Consider the following 17367-nt stretch of genomic DNA (forward strand, 5'->3'; position numbering starts at 1 on the left):
CCGGGAGCCCTCGGGCCCCGCGGCCGTCCGTCGCTGTGCCGCTCAGGAAGCCGGCGGTGGGGAGTCCGGCGGCGCGCTCGTGCCGCCGCCCGCCCCCGTGTCGTCCTTGTGCGCGAGTCGGTCCATGGCGCCCTTGGCCTTGCCGGTCCCGGTCTGGATCCTGTCGCTGTACTTGCCCTTGGTCTTCTCGTCGACCACCTTCGCGGCCTTGTCGAGACCATGCGTGATCTTGCCCCCGTGCTGCTGCGCGAGGCCGGAGACCTTGTCCTTGGCCGGGTTGAGCTTGGCCTTGAAATTGTCCAGGAGACCCATGGTCCACCTTCCGTCGTTCCCGGGCTCCGTGCGCCCCGGGGCACCGCGGCCGATGGCGAGAAGCCGAGCGCGCGGACCCGAAGGCTGAGCACGGCCGGCCTTTCGTCACCGGCGCGCCCCTTCGGCTCACTCGCGCGCGGGCCTGTTACGTGTGGGCGTCCTCACCGGCCTCGCTGTCGGCCGCCTTCTCGGCGGACTGCTGCTTGGGGATCTCGACACCCTCACCGGAGGCGGCCTCGTCGGTCTCCGGCTCCGCCGGCTCGACCTCGGTCCCCTCCTCGGCCTCGGCCGACCCCTTCGCCTCTGCCACCGCCTCCTCCGCCGCGGGTTCGGCCGTCGGTGTGTCGGCCTGCGCCTCGGCGGTTGACGCCTCCTCCGTGGTCTTCGACCTCCGAAGAAGTCGTGCGAAAACGCCCATATCCACTCCATACGTTACTCGTGCGGGCGAAATCCCGCGTCGTCCGGTGCGGCCGTTTGCGTCGCCCGGGTCGCCGTCTCCTGAAAACCGACGGCGAGAACCTCGCAACGGGCAACGACCCCGGCCCCGCGTCGTCACGTAACTCGTTCGAGGAGAGCCCCGGGGGTTTGCGAGACTGGTGCGGTGAGCACCGCACCCCCCGCCCCCCGAGTCATCGCCGTCGTCGGACCGACCGCGGCAGGAAAGTCCGATCTGGGTGTTTTCCTCGCCCGGCAGCTCGGAGGCGAGGTCGTCAACGCCGACTCCATGCAGCTCTACCGGGGGATGGACATCGGAACCGCCAAGCTGACGCCCGAGGAGCGCGGCGGCATTCCACACCATCTCCTGGACATCTGGGACGTGACGGTCACGGCGTCCGTCGCCGAGTACCAGCGACTGGCCCGCGCGCGCATCGACGCCCTGCTTGCCGAGGGCCGTTGGCCGATCCTGGTCGGCGGTTCCGGCCTGTATGTCCGCGGGGCCGTCGACAACCTCGAGTTCCCCGGCACCGACCCCGAGGTCAGGGCCCGCCTGGAGGAGGAGCTCACGCTCCGCGGCTCCGGGGCGCTGCATGCACGTCTCGCCGCCGCCGACCCAGGGGCGGCGGCGGCGATCCTGCCCAGCAACGGCCGCCGGATCGTCCGGGCCCTCGAAGTGATCGAGATCACCGGGCAGCCCTTCACCGCCAACCTCCCCGGACACGACTCGGTCTATGACACGGTCCAGATCGGTGTCGACGTGGCTCGCCCCGAGCTCGACGAGCGCATCGCCCGCCGGGTCGACCGGATGTGGGACGCGGGGCTCGTGGACGAGGTGCGCGCGCTGGAGGCGCAGGGCCTGCGCGAGGGGCGTACGGCCGCCCGCGCGCTCGGCTACCAGCAGGTGCTCGCGGCCCTCGCCGGGGAGTGCACCGAGGACGAGGCACGGACCGAGACCGTGCGCGCCACCAAGCGCTTCGCGCGCCGCCAGGATTCGTGGTTCAGGCGCGATCCGCGGGTGCACTGGCTCAGTGGGGCTGCGACGGATCTCACAGAACTTCCGCACCTCGCACTGGCGTTGGTCGAACGACCGGTCACAGCCTGATCACGTCATGGCATCGGGACGCTCCGGCCGCCGTCCGGGCCTCCGGCGCCGTGCCATCATCGAGCTTCGATCGACCAAGTGGAGTCCTAGTTGGGAGGGCGCGTGGCGATGGAGGCCAGCCCTCGCGACACCGCACAAGGCACCGAGCCCCTCACCGTCGAGAGCGGTGAACAGGAGCGGGACGAGGACCGTCTGAGCCCCGACGGGCCCGACGAGACGCAGGGCGGAGTGACCGACGACGGCCCTGAGCCCGACGAGATGTTCGCCGGTGGTCCCGAGGTCGAGGTCGAGCTGCGCCCGCAGCACCGGCTGCGCATCTGGCAGCTCGCCCCCATCGTCGCCCTGGCCGCGGTCGGCTCCCTGATGTTCGCCTTCCCGCTCGCCTTCGACTTCGGCGACAGCGGGGCCGTGATCGCCATGCTGGGGCTGCTGATCTGCTCCTGCGCGGCCGGCTGGGGAATGATGGCCGCCCGCCGGGTCGGTTACACGGGGCCCGGACTGCCGCAGCGCGGATCCGGGCGGCGCCCGGACTGGCGGGTGGTCCTCGCGTACGTCGTCGTGGTGGCCGCTGTGGTGGTGCTCGCGGTGTGGCGCGTGGCCCGGCTGCGCTGACCTGCACGCGCGCGTGGGCGACGGCTGACCTCACCGAGGGCGCCGGGGTGTCGTACCCACCCCGTACGATCGAGGAATGAGCACGCGGATCGCCTTCCTCAAGGGGCACGGCACGGAGAACGACTTCGTGATCGTCCCGGACCCCGAGAACGCCATCGACCTGCCCCCGGCCGCCGTCGCCGCCCTGTGCGACCGCCGGGCGGGCATCGGCGGCGACGGCCTGCTGCACGTGGTGCGGTCCGCCGCGCACCCCGAGGCGCGGGACATGGCGGCCGACGCCGAGTGGTTCATGGACTACCGCAACGGCGACGGCTCGATCGCCGAGATGTGCGGCAACGGCGTCCGGGTGTTCGCGCACTACCTCCAGCGCGCCGGTCACGTCGGTGAGGGAGATCTCGCCGTGGCCACGCGCGGAGGCGTGAAGAGCGTGCACATCGCGAAGGACGGTGACATCACCGTCGGCATGGGCAAGGCACGCCTTCCCGAAGGGGATGTCACGGTGAGCGTCGGCGAGCGCAGCTGGTCTGCTCGGAACGTGAACATGGGCAACCCGCACGCGGTCGCGTTCGTCGACGACCTCGCGCATGCCGGCAACCTGTTCACGCCGCCGCCGTTCAGCCCGGCCTCCGCGTACCCGGACGGGGTGAACGTCGAGTTCGTGGTCGACCGCGGTCCCCGGCACGTCGCCCTGCGCGTGCACGAGCGCGGCGCCGGCGAGACCCGCTCGTGCGGCACGGGCGCGTGCGCCGTCGCCGTGGCCGCCGCCCGCAGGGACGGCGCCGACCCGGCCGTCACCGGGAGCCCGGCGACGTACACCGTCGAGGTGCCCGGCGGGACCCTGGTGATCACCGAGCAGCCCGACGGCGAGATCGAGATGACCGGCCCCGCGGTGATCGTGGCCGAGGGCGAGATCGATGCCGAGTGGCTGGAAACACTCGCCCGTTGACTGATGCCGCGGCTTGGGATCACAGGCGTGTGCGCCAGGTGGTGCACGCGTCAACTACCGATACGGCGACCAGGCGTTCGAAAGCACGGTCGTCCGCCTGTCATGTGGCGCAAAACCGTAAACCTGCGGACCCTCGCTCGAATGGGTGATCCGTTTCACGCTCGGCGAGAGGCGGTCAGCCGCACGTGATGGGCTCGGTAGCATCAAGCACCGGCCCGGACGGGGGACCGTTGCCATCCCCTGAGCCGTGTCCGCCATGGGGCACCCCGTCCGCCGGTCCACGCAGCCGGAGGTGCCCATGAGTGCGGAGGCCACGAATCCCGCGACCCCAGGTCCGGTAACAGGCTCGGCGGCGCGCTGGCGGGCGCGGATCGACCTGCGCCGCCTGGGCCGTGCCGCCCTGCTCGGCCCCGCCACCCGTGACCGGCTGCCCAGCGCCATCGGCCATGTCGTCGAAGCTCACCGGGCCCACTACCCCGGCGCCGACCTCGACCCCCTGCGCCGCGCCTATGTGCTGGCCGAGTCCTCGCACCGCGGCCAGATGCGCAAGAGCGGTGAGCCGTACATCACACACCCCCTCGCGGTGACCCTGATCCTCGCCGAACTGGGCGCCGAGACCACGACTTTGACGGCTTCTCTGCTCCACGACACCGTCGAGGACACGGACGTGACGCTCGATCAGGTCGGCGAGGAGTTCGGGGCGGAGGTCCGCTACCTCGTCGACGGCGTCACCAAGTTGGAGAAGGTCGACTACGGCGCCGCCGCCGAGCCCGAGACCTTCCGCAAGATGCTCGTCGCCACCGGCAGCGACGTCCGTGTGATGTCGATCAAACTCGCCGACCGGCTGCACAACATGCGCACCCTCGGTGTGATGCGCCCCGAGAAACAGGCGCGTATCGCCAAGGTGACCCGCGACGTCCTCATCCCGCTCGCCGAACGGCTCGGCGTCCAGGCACTCAAGACCGAACTGGAAGACCTCGTCTTCGCGATCCTGCACCCCGAGGAGTACGAGCACACACGGGAGTTGATCGTCGACAACGCGTCCCGCGCCGACGACCCGCTCGCCGAGATCGCCGACGAGGTACGAGGCGTCCTGCGCGATGCCGACATCCCGGCCGAAGTCCTCATCCGGCCGCGGCACTTCGTATCCGTCCACCGTGTCGCCCGCAAGCGTGGCCAGCTGCGCGGTGCAGACTTCGGCCGCCTGCTGGTGCTGGTGAACGAGGACGCGGACTGTTACGGCGTACTCGGCGAACTCCACACGTGTATGACGCCCGTCGTCTCGGAGTTCAAGGACTTCATCGCCGTTCCCAAGTTCAACCTGTACCAGTCGCTGCACACGGCGGTCGCGCACGCGGACGGGCAGGTCGTCGAAGTCCTCATCCGTACCCACCAGATGCACAAGGTCGCCGAAGCCGGCGTCGTCGCGCTGGGCAATCCCTACGCTCCTCCTTCGGAGGAGCAGTCCTCGGTCGACGGCGAGCGCGTCGACCCCACCCGCCCCGGCTGGCTGTCCCGTCTCCTCGACTGGCAGGAGGCGGCGCCCGACCCCGACACCTTCTGGTCCACCCTCCGCGAGGATCTCGCCCAGGACCGTGAGATCACCGTCTTCCGTCCCGACGGCGGCACGCTCGGCCTGCCCGAGGGCGCCAGCTGTGTCGACGCCGCGTACGCCCAGTACGGCGAGGACGCGCACGCGTGCATCGGCGCCCGCGTCAACGGCCGCCTGGCGACGCTGAGTACGGTGCTGCGGGACGGCGACACCGTCCAGCTCCTGATGGGGCAGGACCCGGCCTCCGAGCCCTCCAGGGAGTGGCTGGAGCACGCTCACACGCCCGCCGCCCGGATCGCGATCCAGCGCTGGCTCGCTACCCACCCGGCGCACGACGACGTGCCGGAGGGGGAGCGGGCCGAGGAGCCGGAGAGGCCGCAGGAGACCGAGAAAGGGCCCTCGGCCGCTTCCCGGCCCGCCGGGCCCGCCGTCGAGGGGTCGCCCGCCATTGAGGGGACCAGCCGTCCCACCACCGCCGACATCACCGTCGACCAGCCCGGTGCGACCGTACGCCTCGCCGGCTGCTGCACGCCGGTACCGCCCGACGAGGTGACCGGGTTTGCCGTACGCGGCGGTGTGGTCACCGTCCACCGCGTCGAGTGCGCCGCGGTGGAGCACATGAAGAGCGGGGGGCGTGCGGAGGTCGACGTGCGCTGGGGGGACACCACCGAGTGCCGGGTCACCTTGCTGGCCGAATCGTTCAATCGCCCCCACCTGCTGGCGGATCTGACGGAGGCCATGGCCCTGGAAGGCGCCGAGATCGTCTCCGCGACGGTCGAACCCCCGACCCAGCAGCGCGTCCGCCACACCTACACGGTCCAACTCCCGGACGCGGCCCAGTTGCCCGCACTGATGCGGGCGATGCGGAACGTGCCGGGCGTGTACGACGTGAGCCGGGCGCAGACGCCGGGGGTGTGAGGGGCGCCCGGGGAGGCGTCGCGCCGCGCGAAGCCGGCCCGCGCCGGCCAGAGCCGCACACCTGCACCCGATGTACCCGTTCGGGTGGGTCGGACGCGAGTCGTCGCTGTCCAGGGGCCGCGCGCTGATAGCGGTGATCCATGCCGCTCACCCTCCGTTCCCAGGCCGCACACACCGGCAACGACGACCCCCGGGCCGACACTCCGGCTCGCCTCCGCCGTCAGCCCCGCAGCTCCCGCCGCCTGACGGCCACCGCACTGCTCGCCTCCGCCGTCTCCGTCTGCCTCCTCGCCGCGAGCGCGCCCCCCGCCCCCCTGGGCGTCGGCGACCGCCTCTTCCCGAACCTCGGCAACCCCGGATACGACGTGGCGTCGTACGACCTCTCGTTCACCTATTCCGGCACCAACAGCAAGCCCCTCCAAGCGGTCACCACCATCAACGCCCAGGTGACCAAGGACCTCGATCACCTCAACCTCGACTTCGCGCATGGCAATGTCGAGTCGGTCGCGGTGGACGGGGAGCCGGCCAGGTTCGCCGGCGCGGGTGAGGATCTCGTCGTCACGCCCGACGCGCCGCTGCGCGAGGGCAGCTGGACGCGGATCACCGTGCGGCACACCAGCGACCCCGTGCCCGCCAAGGGCCAGGACGGCGGCTGGGTGCAGACCGCCGACGGGCTGGCGATGGCCAACCAGGCCGACGCCGCGCACCTGGTGTTCCCGTGCAACGACCACCCCTCCGACAAGGCGCTGTTCACCATCCGCATCACCGCCCCGGACGGCTACACGGCCGTGGCCAACGGTGTGGAGACCGACAGGGAGCGCGTCGGCAAGGCGACCACCTGGACGTACCGGACCCGGCACCCCATGGCCACCGAACTCGCCCAGGTGTCCATCGGCCGCTCCAGCGTGCTGCGCCGCAGCGGACCGCACGGCCTGCCCGTACGCGACGTCGTGCCCACCGCGGATCGCAAAGAGCTCGAACCGTGGCTCGCCGAGACCCCCGACCAGATCGCCTGGATGGAGAGCAAGGTCGGCCGCTACCCCTTCGAGACGTACGGCATTCTCATGGCGGAGGCGTCCACCGGCTTCGAACTCGAGACGCAGACGCTCTCTCTCTTCGAGAGAGAGCTCTTCGCCGGGCACACCTACCCCAAGTGGTACGTCGAGTCGATCATGGTGCACGAGCTGTCCCACCAGTGGTTCGGCGACAGCGTCAGCCCGCGCAGCTGGTCCGACCTGTGGCTCAACGAGGGGCACGCCACCTGGTACGAGGCCCTGTACGCGGAGGAGAAGGCCGGCAAGCCCATGGAGAAGCGCATGAAGGCCGCGTACGCCGCCTCCGACGGCTGGCGGGACGCCGGGGGCCCACCGGCCGCGCCCAAGGCGCCCGACGCCGGACAGAAGATCAGCATCTTCCGGCCGAACGTCTACGACGGCGCCGCCCTGGCGCTCTACGCCCTGCGCCAGGAGATCGGCCGCACCGCCTTCGAGCGCCTGGAACGCGACTGGGTGAGCCTCCACCGCGACGGCACGGCCGCGACAGCCGACTACGAACGGCTCGCCTCCCAGATCTCCGGGCGCGACCTGAGCGGCTTCTTCAAGGCATGGCTGTACGGCAAGAAGACCCCGCCGATGCCCGGTCACCCGGACTGGAGGTCGACGGCGCCCGACGCCAAGGCCCCCAAGGACGGCAAGGCGGCCAAGGCCGCGAAATAAGGCGATGACGAGACGAGGCGTGCCGTGGGACCATCATCAGGTCCGCGACTCGGATGCCGGGAATCTCCCGAGGCACCCGAACGTTGTGACCAGTGAAGGAATCCCCATCGACGTAAGGATCCAATGACCTCCTCTTCATCCCCTTCCCAGGACCAGGACACTGAGCGCTTCGCGCACACCTACCCCGAAGGTCTTCGGGCCGATGCCCTGATGGAAGAGGACGTCGCCTGGAGCCACGAGATCGACGGAGAGCGGGACGGCGACCAGTTCGACCGCTCCGAGCGCGCGGCCCTGCGCCGCGTGGCGGGCCTCTCCACCGAACTCGAGGACGTCACCGAGGTCGAGTACCGCCAGCTCCGTCTGGAGCGGGTCGTGCTCGTCGGCGTCTGGACCACGGGGACCGCACAGGACTCGGAGAACTCCCTCGCGGAGCTCGCCGCCCTCGCGGAGACCGCGGGCGCGCTGGTGCTCGACGGCGTGATCCAGCGCCGCGACAAGCCCGACGCGGCCACCTACATCGGTTCCGGCAAGGCCACCGAGCTGCGGGACATCGTCATCGAAACGGGCGCGGACACCGTCATCTGCGACGGTGAGCTCAGCCCGGGTCAGCTCATCCACCTCGAAGACGTCGTCAAGGTCAAGGTCATCGACCGTACGGCCCTGATCCTCGACATCTTCGCCCAGCACGCCAAGTCCCGAGAGGGCAAGGCGCAGGTGGCGCTCGCGCAGATGCAGTACATGCTGCCCAGGCTGCGCGGCTGGGGTCAGTCGCTGTCCCGTCAGATGGGCGGCGGCAAGGGCGGCGGCCTCGCCACCCGTGGTCCCGGTGAGACCAAGATCGAGACGGACCGGCGACGGATCCGCGAGAAGATGGCGAAGATGCGCCGGGAGATCGCGGAGATGAAGACCGGCCGCGAGATCAAGCGCCAGGAGCGCAAGCGCAACAGGGTGCCGTCCGTCGCCATCGCGGGCTACACCAACGCCGGCAAGTCCTCGCTGCTCAACCGCCTCACGGGCGCGGGCGTCCTGGTCGAGAACGCCCTGTTCGCGACCCTGGACCCGACCGTCCGCCGCGCGGAGACCCCGAGCGGCCGCCTGTACACACTGGCGGACACCGTCGGCTTTGTACGGCACCTGCCGCACCACCTGGTCGAGGCGTTCCGCTCCACCATGGAGGAGGTCGGCGAGTCCGACCTGATCCTGCACGTGGTGGACGGCTCGCACCCGGCCCCGGAGGAGCAGCTGGCCGCCGTGCGCGAGGTGATCAGGGACGTCGGCGCCACCGGCGTACCCGAGATCGTCGTGATCAACAAGGCGGACGCGGCGGACCCGTTGACGCTGCAGCGGCTCATGCGGATCGAGAAGCGTTCCATCGCGGTCTCGGCCCGTACCGGCCAGGGCATCGCGCAACTGCTCGCGCTCATCGACAATGAGCTGCCCAGGCCGTCGGTCGAGATCGAGGCGCTCGTGCCGTACACCCACGGCAAGCTGGTCGCACGCGCCCATGACGAGGGCGAGGTGCTGTCCGAGGAGCACACCCCGGAGGGCACCCTGCTCAAGGTCCGGGTGCACGAGGAACTGGCGGCCGACCTCGCGCCGTACGTTCCGGCGCCGCTCGCCTGAACGCTCGCGGGAAACCGGCTCGGGAGCCGTCGTGGAACTACGTCTCTCGAACCGTCGTAGAACGGCCCGAAGGCCCGCCCCCTGTCGCAGGGAGCGGGCCTTCGGCTTCTGGACGGGTCACTGACCGCCGTAGGTCTTGCTCATGTTCTCGTAGAGCGCTTCGGCGTTCCTGCCGAGCTGCGGGCCCGCGAGCCAGGTGTTGTCGGACGGGCCGATCGACGTGTTCGACACCAGTTCGGTCTTGCCGTTGACCACACGGAACCAGCCGCCACCGGACGAGCCGCCGGTCATGCTGCAGCCGATGCGGTACATCGTCGGCAGCGACGTGCTCAGCGAGAGCCGACCCGGCCTGTCGATGCACTTGAACATCTTCAGACCGCTGTACGGCGGAGCCTGCGGGTAGCCCCAGGCGCCCATCTGGCTCACCTCGGTCGCGGACGGCGCGGAGAAGTCGACGTCGAGCGCCGCACCGACCGTCTCTTCCAGAGACTTGGAGCCCTGCTCCGGCTTCACGTGCAGGATCGAGTAGTCGTACGCGGCACCCGCGCCACCCGTCTCCGAGCCGCCCTTGATCCACTGGCTGGAGGTCGAGACCCAGTCCGCCCACCACTGGCCGTACGGAGCGATCTGCGAGCTGTCGGCGCTGCTCAGCTCGGACTCCGACTTGCCGAGGTCGTTGTAGGCCGGCACGAAGGTGATGTTGCGGTACCAGCCGCCGTTCTCGCCGGCGTGCACGCAGTGGCCGGCCGTCCACACGAGGTTCGACCTGCCCGGGTGGTTCACGTCCTTGATGACCGTGCCCGAGCAGACCATCGAGCCCTCGGGGGAGTCGAAGAAGACCTTGCCGACCAGGGCGGCGTGCTGGTGGTACGGCGTCTTCTCCGCCGTTGCCTCGACACGGGCCGGATCCGGGTCGCTCACGCCCTGGTCGGCGGCCGCGTCCTTCGTCGAGACCGTCTTGTTGGCCTCCTTCGCGGACTTCATCCGCTCCGGCTTCCACAGGCCCTTGATCACCGGGTTGGCGAAGTCCTTGGCTTCACGAAGCCATTTGTCCTTGTCCCAGTTCTTCCAGCCACCCTTGGCCCACTGGTCGACGTCGATGCCGTGGTCCTTGAGCTTGCTCGCGATGTCGGCCGGGACCTTGATCTTGCCGTCGCCGGAGGCGGACGCCTGGGACGAGGCGGCGTCGGGCTTGTCGCTCGCCGTGTCGTCACCCGAGTTGCAGGCGGTGGCGGTCAGCGCCAGGGCGGCGGCGAGGCCGGTGGCGACGAGCGCGGTGCGCCGCCCGCGCCGTGACGCGGCGGGCGTACGTGTGGAACGCATGGTGCGGTAACCCCCGTTGGAGCGTGCATGTCGTGTTCTTGTCAGTCCTGCGTTGCTTCCGAGCGAAGTCGGCCCCGGTAGCGACACCCCACTATGCCTGCGGAGTTGAGGGCGAACGGGAATGGGGTGGTGAAGGTTTCCGTGAGGCACCCCAGCCCCGCCCGTACCTATCGGCCTGTCACCGGCCCGCGAACTTCTTGCTCACCGAGTCGTACACGCCCTTGGCCACATCACCCAGGCGCGGGCCTGCCAGCCAGCCCGAACTCACCGGGCCGATCGAGGTGTTGGACACGAGCGCAGGCTTGCCGTCCGATCCGGCCGCCACCCAGCCGCCACCGGACGAACCACCGGTCATCGTGCAGCCGATGCGGTACATCGTCGGGTCCGAGGCGTTGATCGACAGTCGGCCCGGTTTGTCGGTGCACTGGTACAGCTTCTGGCCGTCGAACGGCGCGGCGGCCGGATAGCCGGTCGCGGTGATGCCGGCAACCTTCGGCACGGCCGGCGCGTTGAAGTCGACGGGCAGCGCGGAACCGACCATCTCCTCCAGCGACTTGCCGTTGCCACCCTTCTCCGGCGTCACATGGATGACGGCGTAGTCGTACGAGGCACCATTGCCGCCCGTCTCACCACCCTGCTCGATCCACTGGGCCGAGGTCTGCGCCCAGTCGCCCCACCAGACGCCGTACGGAGCGGCCTCCTCCTTGGTGGCGTTCTGCAACTGGGCGGCCGTCTTGCCCGAGTCGTTGTACGACGGCACGAACGCGATGTTGCGGTACCAGCCGCCGTTCTTGCCGGCGTGCACGCAGTGGCCCGCCGTCCACACGAGGTTCGACTTGCCGGGGTGGGCCGGGTCCTCCACGACCGTCGCCGAGCAGACCATCGTGCCTTCGGGGGAGTCGAAGAAGACCTTGCCGGCGGTCGCCGCGTTGGCGTGGTACGTAGGCGCCACGGCCTTCGCGTCCACCGGCGCCGGCGTCGGGTCGGTCACGCCCTGGTCACCGGAGAGGTCGTTGTCGTCGACGCCCTTGTCCGGGTCGTTGGCCTCCCGCATCCGGTCCGGGTTCCACAGACCCTTGATGATCGGGTTGACGAAGTCGTCGGCCTCGCGCAGCCAGTCGTCCTTGTCCCAGTTCTTCCAAGCCCCTTTCTTCCACTTGTCGATGTCGATCCCGTGCTCTTTGAGCTTGTTCCTGATGTCGTCCGGGATCTTGATCTTGCCGTCGCCGGGGCTCGCCCCGTCGGTGGCGGAGGCGGACGCCTGGCCGTCGGCCTTGGTGTCGCCCGAGTTGCAGGCGGTGGCGGTGAGCGCCAGCGCCGACGCGAGGGCAACGGCGGCAAGAACGGGGGAGGTTCTGCTGCGGGCACCCCTTCCCTGGCGAACGGTGATCAACGGCCGTATGGATCGCATGCTCTGACTCCCCCTGAGGTGAACTGAACGAACTGGGCGCTACCGCCGTGACCGCGCGCTCGGCGCAGGTGATCTCACACGAATGCTGATGTCACGCGACCTCACGCGACTTCACGGCTCCATGGAACGGCATCACACACTATGCGCTCGCTGTGGGGGACTTCCCACGGAACGGCAACGGTTCCGTCACGGCAAGGATCTTGAAGCAACCCGTAACCCCGTGAGCCATCGGCGGTTGGTAGCGGTGGGGGTTCTGCTGTCCGTGTGCGGTCCCCTGGTGGGAGGACAGGGAGTCGTGGCCGAGTCTGCATGCGGCGGGAGTGTGCCCGAGGGATCTCCTGGACGGCGTGGTGTCGGTGCGGTGTCCGCGACGGCGCGGGCCGTGCACGAGGGGATCCTCCGGCGCCAGTCGGCGCGCGAATCGGCGGCGCGCACCTATGCGCGCGCCCTGCCGATCGTGCCCGTGCGGGCCCGGGGACTGACCATCGAGGGTGCCGACGGGCGCCGCTACCTCGACTGCCTCTCCGGCGCCGGGACGCTCGCCCTGGGTCACAATCACCCCGTCGTGCTGGAGGCCATCCGGAAGGTCCTCGACTCGGGTGCACCGCTGCACGTCCTCGACCTGGCGACACCCGTCAAGGACGCCTTCGTCACCGAGCTGTTCCACACCCTGCCGCCCGGACTCGCCGACCACGCGCGCGTGCAGTTCTGCGGACCGGCGGGAACCGACGCCGTGGAGGCGGCGCTCAAGCTGGTCCGCACCGCGACCGGCCGAGCCGGAATCATGGCCTTCACCGGCGCCTATCACGGTATGACCGCCGGAGCGCTCGAAGCATCCGGGGACGCCTCACACACGCTGGTCGCGCGCCTGCCCTATCCGCAGGACTACCGCTGCCCGTTAGGCATCGGCGGCCCACAGGGTGCCGAACTCGCCGCCCGCTGGACCGAGTCCGTCCTCGACGACCCCAAGTCGGGTGTGCCGCACCCGGCCGGCATGATCCTCGAACCCGTCCAGGGCGAGGGCGGGGTGATTCCCGCGCCGGACGCGTGGATGCGGCGCATGCGGGAGATCACGGCGACCCGCTCCGTCCCGCTGATCGCCGACGAAGTCCAGACGGGAGTCGGACGTACGGGCGCCTTCTGGGCGGTGGAGCACAGCGGCATCACCCCCGACGTGATGGTGCTCTCCAAGGCCATCGGCGGCAGCCTTCCCCTTGCCGTGGTGGTCTACCACGAGGACCTCGACGTCTGGGAACCCGGCACCCACGCAGGCACCTTCCGCGGCAACCAACTCGCCATGGCCGCAGGCACGGCCACCCTGATCTACGTCCGCGAAAACCGCCTGGCCGAACGAGCGGCAACCCTCGGCTCTCGCATGCTCAACCAACTCGCAGCCCTGGCAGGAGAGTTCTCGTGCATCGGGGAAGTGCGAGGGCGGGGGCTGATGATCGGGGTCGAGTTCGTGGGCGGGGAAGGAGGCGGTGGGGCCCATTCGTCGGCACCTGAGCCAGGTGGGGTTCTTGACGGCGGGGTGACTCCGGCAGGGAAGCGGGGTCCCAGCGCGGACGGCCCGCGCCCCGCTGCTCCCGAACTCGCCGCCGCCGTCCAACGGGAGTGCCTGCGACGTGGCTTGATCGTCGAGCTGGGCGGCCGACATGCGAGCGTCGTGCGGCTCCTCCCACCACTGACGATCAGCGACGAACAGGCGGCAGCGGTACTCGACCGACTGGCCGACGCGGTGGAGACGGCAGCCCGCGAGCTCGGGAGCGGTCGGGCGAAGGCCGGCGCGACAACTGGCGTAGGTGCGCACTTATAGGCCCTTCTCAGCAGCAACATCTGTGTCCTTACGTTCACTTGGGCCCGTAGCCAATAGGACCAAGGCCCGCCCGCCACCGCACAAGCCAGAACCACCCACGAGGATCACCTTGATTCCCACCCCCACACCCACCCCCACCCCCGCATCCGCATCCGGCGCCGGCTCTCCTATCCCTGAGGGAGGTCCCGACGACGCATCTCCCTCCCATCAGATCCGGCCCGCCCCGGCGGTCCCATCGGTGCCTTGTCGGGAGGGACGGGACGTGGGGCGTGCGCAGGAGCGGGAGCCGGAGCAGGGGCGGGAACAGGAGAGGGCGCAGGAACAGGCGCAGGAACAGGAACAGGAACAGGAGCAGGAGAGGGTCCCGGAGCAACGGAATGCGCCTGTCGGCGAGTTCCCTCGCCGGGCCCCCGCTGACCTCCTGGAGCACTCCGACACGGGCATCGCGGCCGAGGTCGCGGCCGTCGAGAACCTGCTGCGCTGCTGGGTGCGCGAAGCCGGCGTCCAGGCTCCCGACGACGGCACACTCCGCATCCCCCTGCCAGCCAGTGGCACTGCCCTCCTCGCCCCGGTCCACTACTGGTCCCCGACGGGATGGCACCGCTTCGGCCTCCCGTCCCTCGCCAACGCACCCGAGCAATCCCCGTCGGCCGACGCGGTCACAGTCGCCGCACTACTCGCCAGGGAGACCCCCGAACGCGGGCACGGCACCGCGGCCCTACCTGAGGCTCTCGGTGCTGCAACTGGGCTTGGCAGCGGCTTGCCCCTTGCCTCCTCGGGTTCTGTGACGATCGCCGAATCAACGGCTCCTGCCCCAGGTCCCGCGCCTATGACCGGGCCGCGGCCGGCTCCGGGTGCGGAGCCCGCGATGACAGCGGGCACGCCGCCATGGACGCTCGCCCCGGGACCTGCGGCAACGGCAGGCGCTCCGTTTCCTGCTGCCTCCATGTCCGCCTCGCCGGCTCGTCCGCCATCGACTGCTGCCACCCCGGCATTCACCCCCACCCCCACCTCCACCCCCGACCTCGTTGTCCGCGTCGCCGACTCTCTCCGTCGCACCGTCACCTTCATTCACGAGCGCCGCCAGTGCCCCTCCGACGGCCCCGACCTCTTCCTCGCGGCCGAGCAGGCACTCGTACTCGGGCATCCACTGCACCCCACTCCGAAGAGCCGCGAAGGTCTCTCCGAGGCCGAAGCGTGCCTGTACTCACCGGAGTTGCGCGGCTCCTTCCCTCTGAACTGGCTCGCGGTCGCTCCCTCCTTGCTCGCCACGGACTCTTCCTGGACCGAGCGCGGTCGCCGTGTTCCCGCGCCACAACTCATGGCACGGCTCGCCGAAACCGAGCCGGCCCGGCCCGACGGCTACGCCCTCTTGCCCGTGCACCCCTGGCAGCTACGCGATGCCTGCCAACGCCCCGAGACCGCGGCCCTGTTCGACGCCGGGCTCCTCCGCGACCTCGGCACGCATGGCTCCCCATGGCACCCCACCTCCTCCGTACGCACCGTCTATCGGTCCGGCTCCCCGGCCATGCTCAAGCTGTCTTTGGGCCTGCGGATCACCAACTCCCGCCGCGAGAACCTCCGCAAGGAACTGCATCGCGGCGTCGAGGTCCACTGCCTCCTGCGCAGCGGACTGTCCGAGCAGTGGCGGGCCGCCCACCCGGGGTTCGACATCGTCCGCGACCCGGCCTGGCTGGCGGTCGACACACCCGAGGGCAACCCCGTATCCGGACTCGACGTGATGATCCGGCACAACCCGTTCAGCCCGTCGGACGACGTCTCCTGCGTGGCAGGGCTCGTCTCGCCCCGGCCACAGGCACATGCACAGAAGCAGGCACACGCGCAGGCACAAACAGGCAGCAGCACCCCAGCGGGCATGGCGCGCCACCATCCGAAGTCGGCTTCGCAGCCCCTGTGCTCACGACTGGCCATGGTCGTCACGCGCCTTGCCGGTCGAACCGGTCGTCCTCGTGAGGCCGTTGCCGCCGAGTGGTTCCTGCGCTATCTGCAGCAGGTCGTCCGGCCCGTGCTGTGGCTGGACGCGGAGGCGGGGATCGCCCTGGAAGCCCACCAGCAGAACACGCTGGTCCTGCTGGACGCCGACGGCTGGCCTGCGGGCGGCCGCTACCGCGACAACCAGGGCTACTACTTCCGCGAGTCCAGGCGCGCGGAACTCTCCGAGCGACTGCCCAGTATCGGTGAGCGCAGCGACACCTTCGTGTCCGACGAGGTCACCGACGAGCGTTTCGCCTACTACCTGGCGATCAACAACGTGCTCGGCCTCATCGGCGCCTTCGGTTCCCAGCGTCTCGCCGACGAACGGCTGCTGCTCGCCGCCTTCCGCCGTTTCCTCAGCGACATTGCCTCCGGACCCGCCCGGCTGCACACCTCACTCCCAGCCCACCTGCTGGACTCACCGGTCCTGCGCTGCAAGGCCAATCTGCTGACCCGGCTGCACGGCCTCGACGAACTCGTCGGCCCGGTCGACACCCAGTCCGTCTACGTCACCATCGCGAACCCCCTCCACTCCTGACAACCAAACCCGACACCGCCGATCATCACCAGCTCCCTTCCGTACCTGAGGAACATGCCCCACCCCGCCTTCTGAGAGGAGCGTCGTCGTGCCTCCCACCGACGCCAGCGCACACGCAGCCACCGCCCCCAGCACCGACACGGGCGCGGATACGAGCCCCCGTACGGCTGACTGCGGTACCGGCCTGGGCACGGACAGCGAGGACACGCTGGATCTGCGTCTGCCGGACGAGCTGGTTGCGCTCTTCGCAGCGGAGGCCGACCCAGGCGAGGCACCGAGTCGGCGCGAAGCCATGACTTCGCCCATCCCTCCGGGCACCGTGGCCGTCGACGACCTCCTCGACCGTGTCGCCGGTTGGGGGCCGGTCGTCACGCCCGTGGGCATGTTCCACCTTGTCCCCGTGCGCGTAGAGCGAGACCTGCCGCTGATCAGCCGCTGGATGAACGACCCTGCCGTAGCGGAGTTCTGGGACCTGTCCGGCCCACAGACCGTGACCGAGAGCCACCTGCAGGCCCAGCTGTCCGGTGACGGACGGAGCGTGCCCTGCCTCGGAGTGCTGGAGGGCAGACCCATGAGCTACTGGGAGATCTACCGGGCAGATCTCGACCCACTGGCCCGCCACTATCCCGCTCGACCTCACGACACCGGAATCCACCTCCTCATCGGCGGTGTCGCCGACCGTGGCCGCAAGCTCGGCAGCACCCTGCTCAGAGCCGTGGCCGACCTCGCGCTCGACAAGCGGCCTGCCTGCGCACGCGTCATCGCGGAACCCGACCTTCGCAACACCCCCTCCATCGCTGCCTTTCTGAGCGCCGGCTTCCGGTTCTCCGCCGAGGTCGACCTGCCCGCCAAACGGGCCGCCTTCATGGTCCGAGACCGGTCCCTGCGTAATCTGCTGTGACGCCATGCCGCTGCATCATCACTCTTGGTACACCGCTCACCTCGATCCGGTTCCCATCACCACCGAACCGATCTTCGGCCGGGCCGGGCTCTCGCGTAGCCGATCTCCGACCGCGCCGGTCTCTACCGAGCCCATCGCTCACCGCGCCGATCACACCCGAGCCGA

13 protein-coding genes are annotated in these 17367 nt (G+C 70.1%); 9 read left to right on the plus strand and 4 right to left on the minus strand.

All coding sequences use genetic code 11. The features are described from left to right. Positions 1 to 42 precede the first annotated feature (42 nt). Together OG870_RS33555 and OG870_RS33560 are read right to left on the minus strand one after the other, a co-directional pair. Positions 43 to 312: an antitoxin gene (locus OG870_RS33555; protein WP_266522437.1), complete on the minus strand. Its 270-nt coding sequence runs from the start codon at positions 310 to 312 to the stop codon at positions 43 to 45. A gap of 145 nt (positions 313 to 457) precedes the next feature. Further along, positions 458 to 730 (minus strand): hypothetical protein, encoded by a 273-nt coding sequence (locus tag OG870_RS33560; RefSeq protein ID WP_266522438.1) that lies wholly within the window; start codon positions 728 to 730, stop codon positions 458 to 460. Between the two features lie 183 nt (positions 731 to 913). Here OG870_RS33560 and miaA point away from each other — a divergent pair, with 183 nt between their 5' ends. From miaA to hflX, 6 genes are all read left to right on the plus strand, one after another. Further along, on the plus strand, positions 914 to 1852 hold the full coding sequence (gene miaA / locus OG870_RS33565) for a tRNA (adenosine(37)-N6)-dimethylallyltransferase MiaA (protein WP_266522439.1): 939 nt from the start codon (positions 914 to 916) through the stop codon (positions 1850 to 1852). A gap of 108 nt (positions 1853 to 1960) precedes the next feature. Next, the gene (locus tag OG870_RS33570) at positions 1961 to 2464 is read left to right on the plus strand and encodes a hypothetical protein (RefSeq protein ID WP_266522441.1); all 504 of its coding nucleotides are present in this window, start codon (positions 1961 to 1963) and stop codon (positions 2462 to 2464) included. Between the two features lie 76 nt (positions 2465 to 2540). After that, entirely contained in the window at positions 2541 to 3410 is an 870-nt protein-coding gene (dapF, locus tag OG870_RS33575; RefSeq protein ID WP_266590385.1) for a diaminopimelate epimerase, read from the plus strand. Between the two features lie 298 nt (positions 3411 to 3708). Then, complete coding sequence (locus OG870_RS33580; protein ID WP_266590387.1) at positions 3709 to 5880, plus strand: RelA/SpoT family protein; 2172 nt, start codon at positions 3709 to 3711, stop codon at positions 5878 to 5880. Positions 5881 to 6020: 140 nt separating this feature from the next. Then, positions 6021 to 7595 (plus strand): M1 family metallopeptidase, encoded by a 1575-nt coding sequence (locus tag OG870_RS33585; RefSeq protein WP_266590389.1) that lies wholly within the window; start codon positions 6021 to 6023, stop codon positions 7593 to 7595. Between the two features lie 123 nt (positions 7596 to 7718). Further along, on the plus strand, positions 7719 to 9218 hold the full coding sequence (hflX, locus tag OG870_RS33590; protein WP_266522451.1) for a GTPase HflX: 1500 nt from the start codon (positions 7719 to 7721) through the stop codon (positions 9216 to 9218). A gap of 117 nt (positions 9219 to 9335) precedes the next feature. Here the strand turns inward: hflX and OG870_RS33595 are convergent, their stop codons facing one another. Together OG870_RS33595 and OG870_RS33600 are read right to left on the minus strand one after the other, a co-directional pair. Further along, positions 9336 to 10541, minus strand: a complete 1206-nt coding sequence (locus OG870_RS33595) for a trypsin-like serine peptidase (protein ID WP_266590391.1) — start codon at positions 10539 to 10541, stop codon at positions 9336 to 9338. A 178-nt stretch (positions 10542 to 10719) separates the two neighbouring features. Next, a complete protein-coding gene (locus OG870_RS33600) occupies positions 10720 to 11952 on the minus strand; it encodes a trypsin-like serine peptidase (protein ID WP_266590393.1) in 1233 nt (410 codons plus the stop codon). A gap of 361 nt (positions 11953 to 12313) precedes the next feature. Between OG870_RS33600 and OG870_RS33605 the strand changes: the two genes are divergently transcribed. The 3 genes from OG870_RS33605 (at position 12314) to OG870_RS33615 (ending at position 17202) form a co-directional block, all read left to right on the plus strand. After that, entirely contained in the window at positions 12314 to 13768 is a 1455-nt protein-coding gene (locus OG870_RS33605; protein WP_327691786.1) for a diaminobutyrate--2-oxoglutarate transaminase family protein, read from the plus strand. 487 nt (positions 13769 to 14255) lie between these two features. After that, complete coding sequence (locus OG870_RS33610) at positions 14256 to 16301, plus strand: IucA/IucC family protein (RefSeq protein ID WP_405626912.1); 2046 nt, start codon at positions 14256 to 14258, stop codon at positions 16299 to 16301. Between the two features lie 88 nt (positions 16302 to 16389). After that, positions 16390 to 17202 (plus strand): GNAT family N-acetyltransferase, encoded by an 813-nt coding sequence (locus OG870_RS33615; RefSeq protein WP_266590395.1) that lies wholly within the window; start codon positions 16390 to 16392, stop codon positions 17200 to 17202. Positions 17203 to 17367: the final 165 nt, after the last annotated feature.

This window comes from Streptomyces sp. NBC_00461, assembly GCF_036013935.1.
GTDB lineage: Bacteria > Actinomycetota > Actinomycetes > Streptomycetales > Streptomycetaceae > Streptomyces.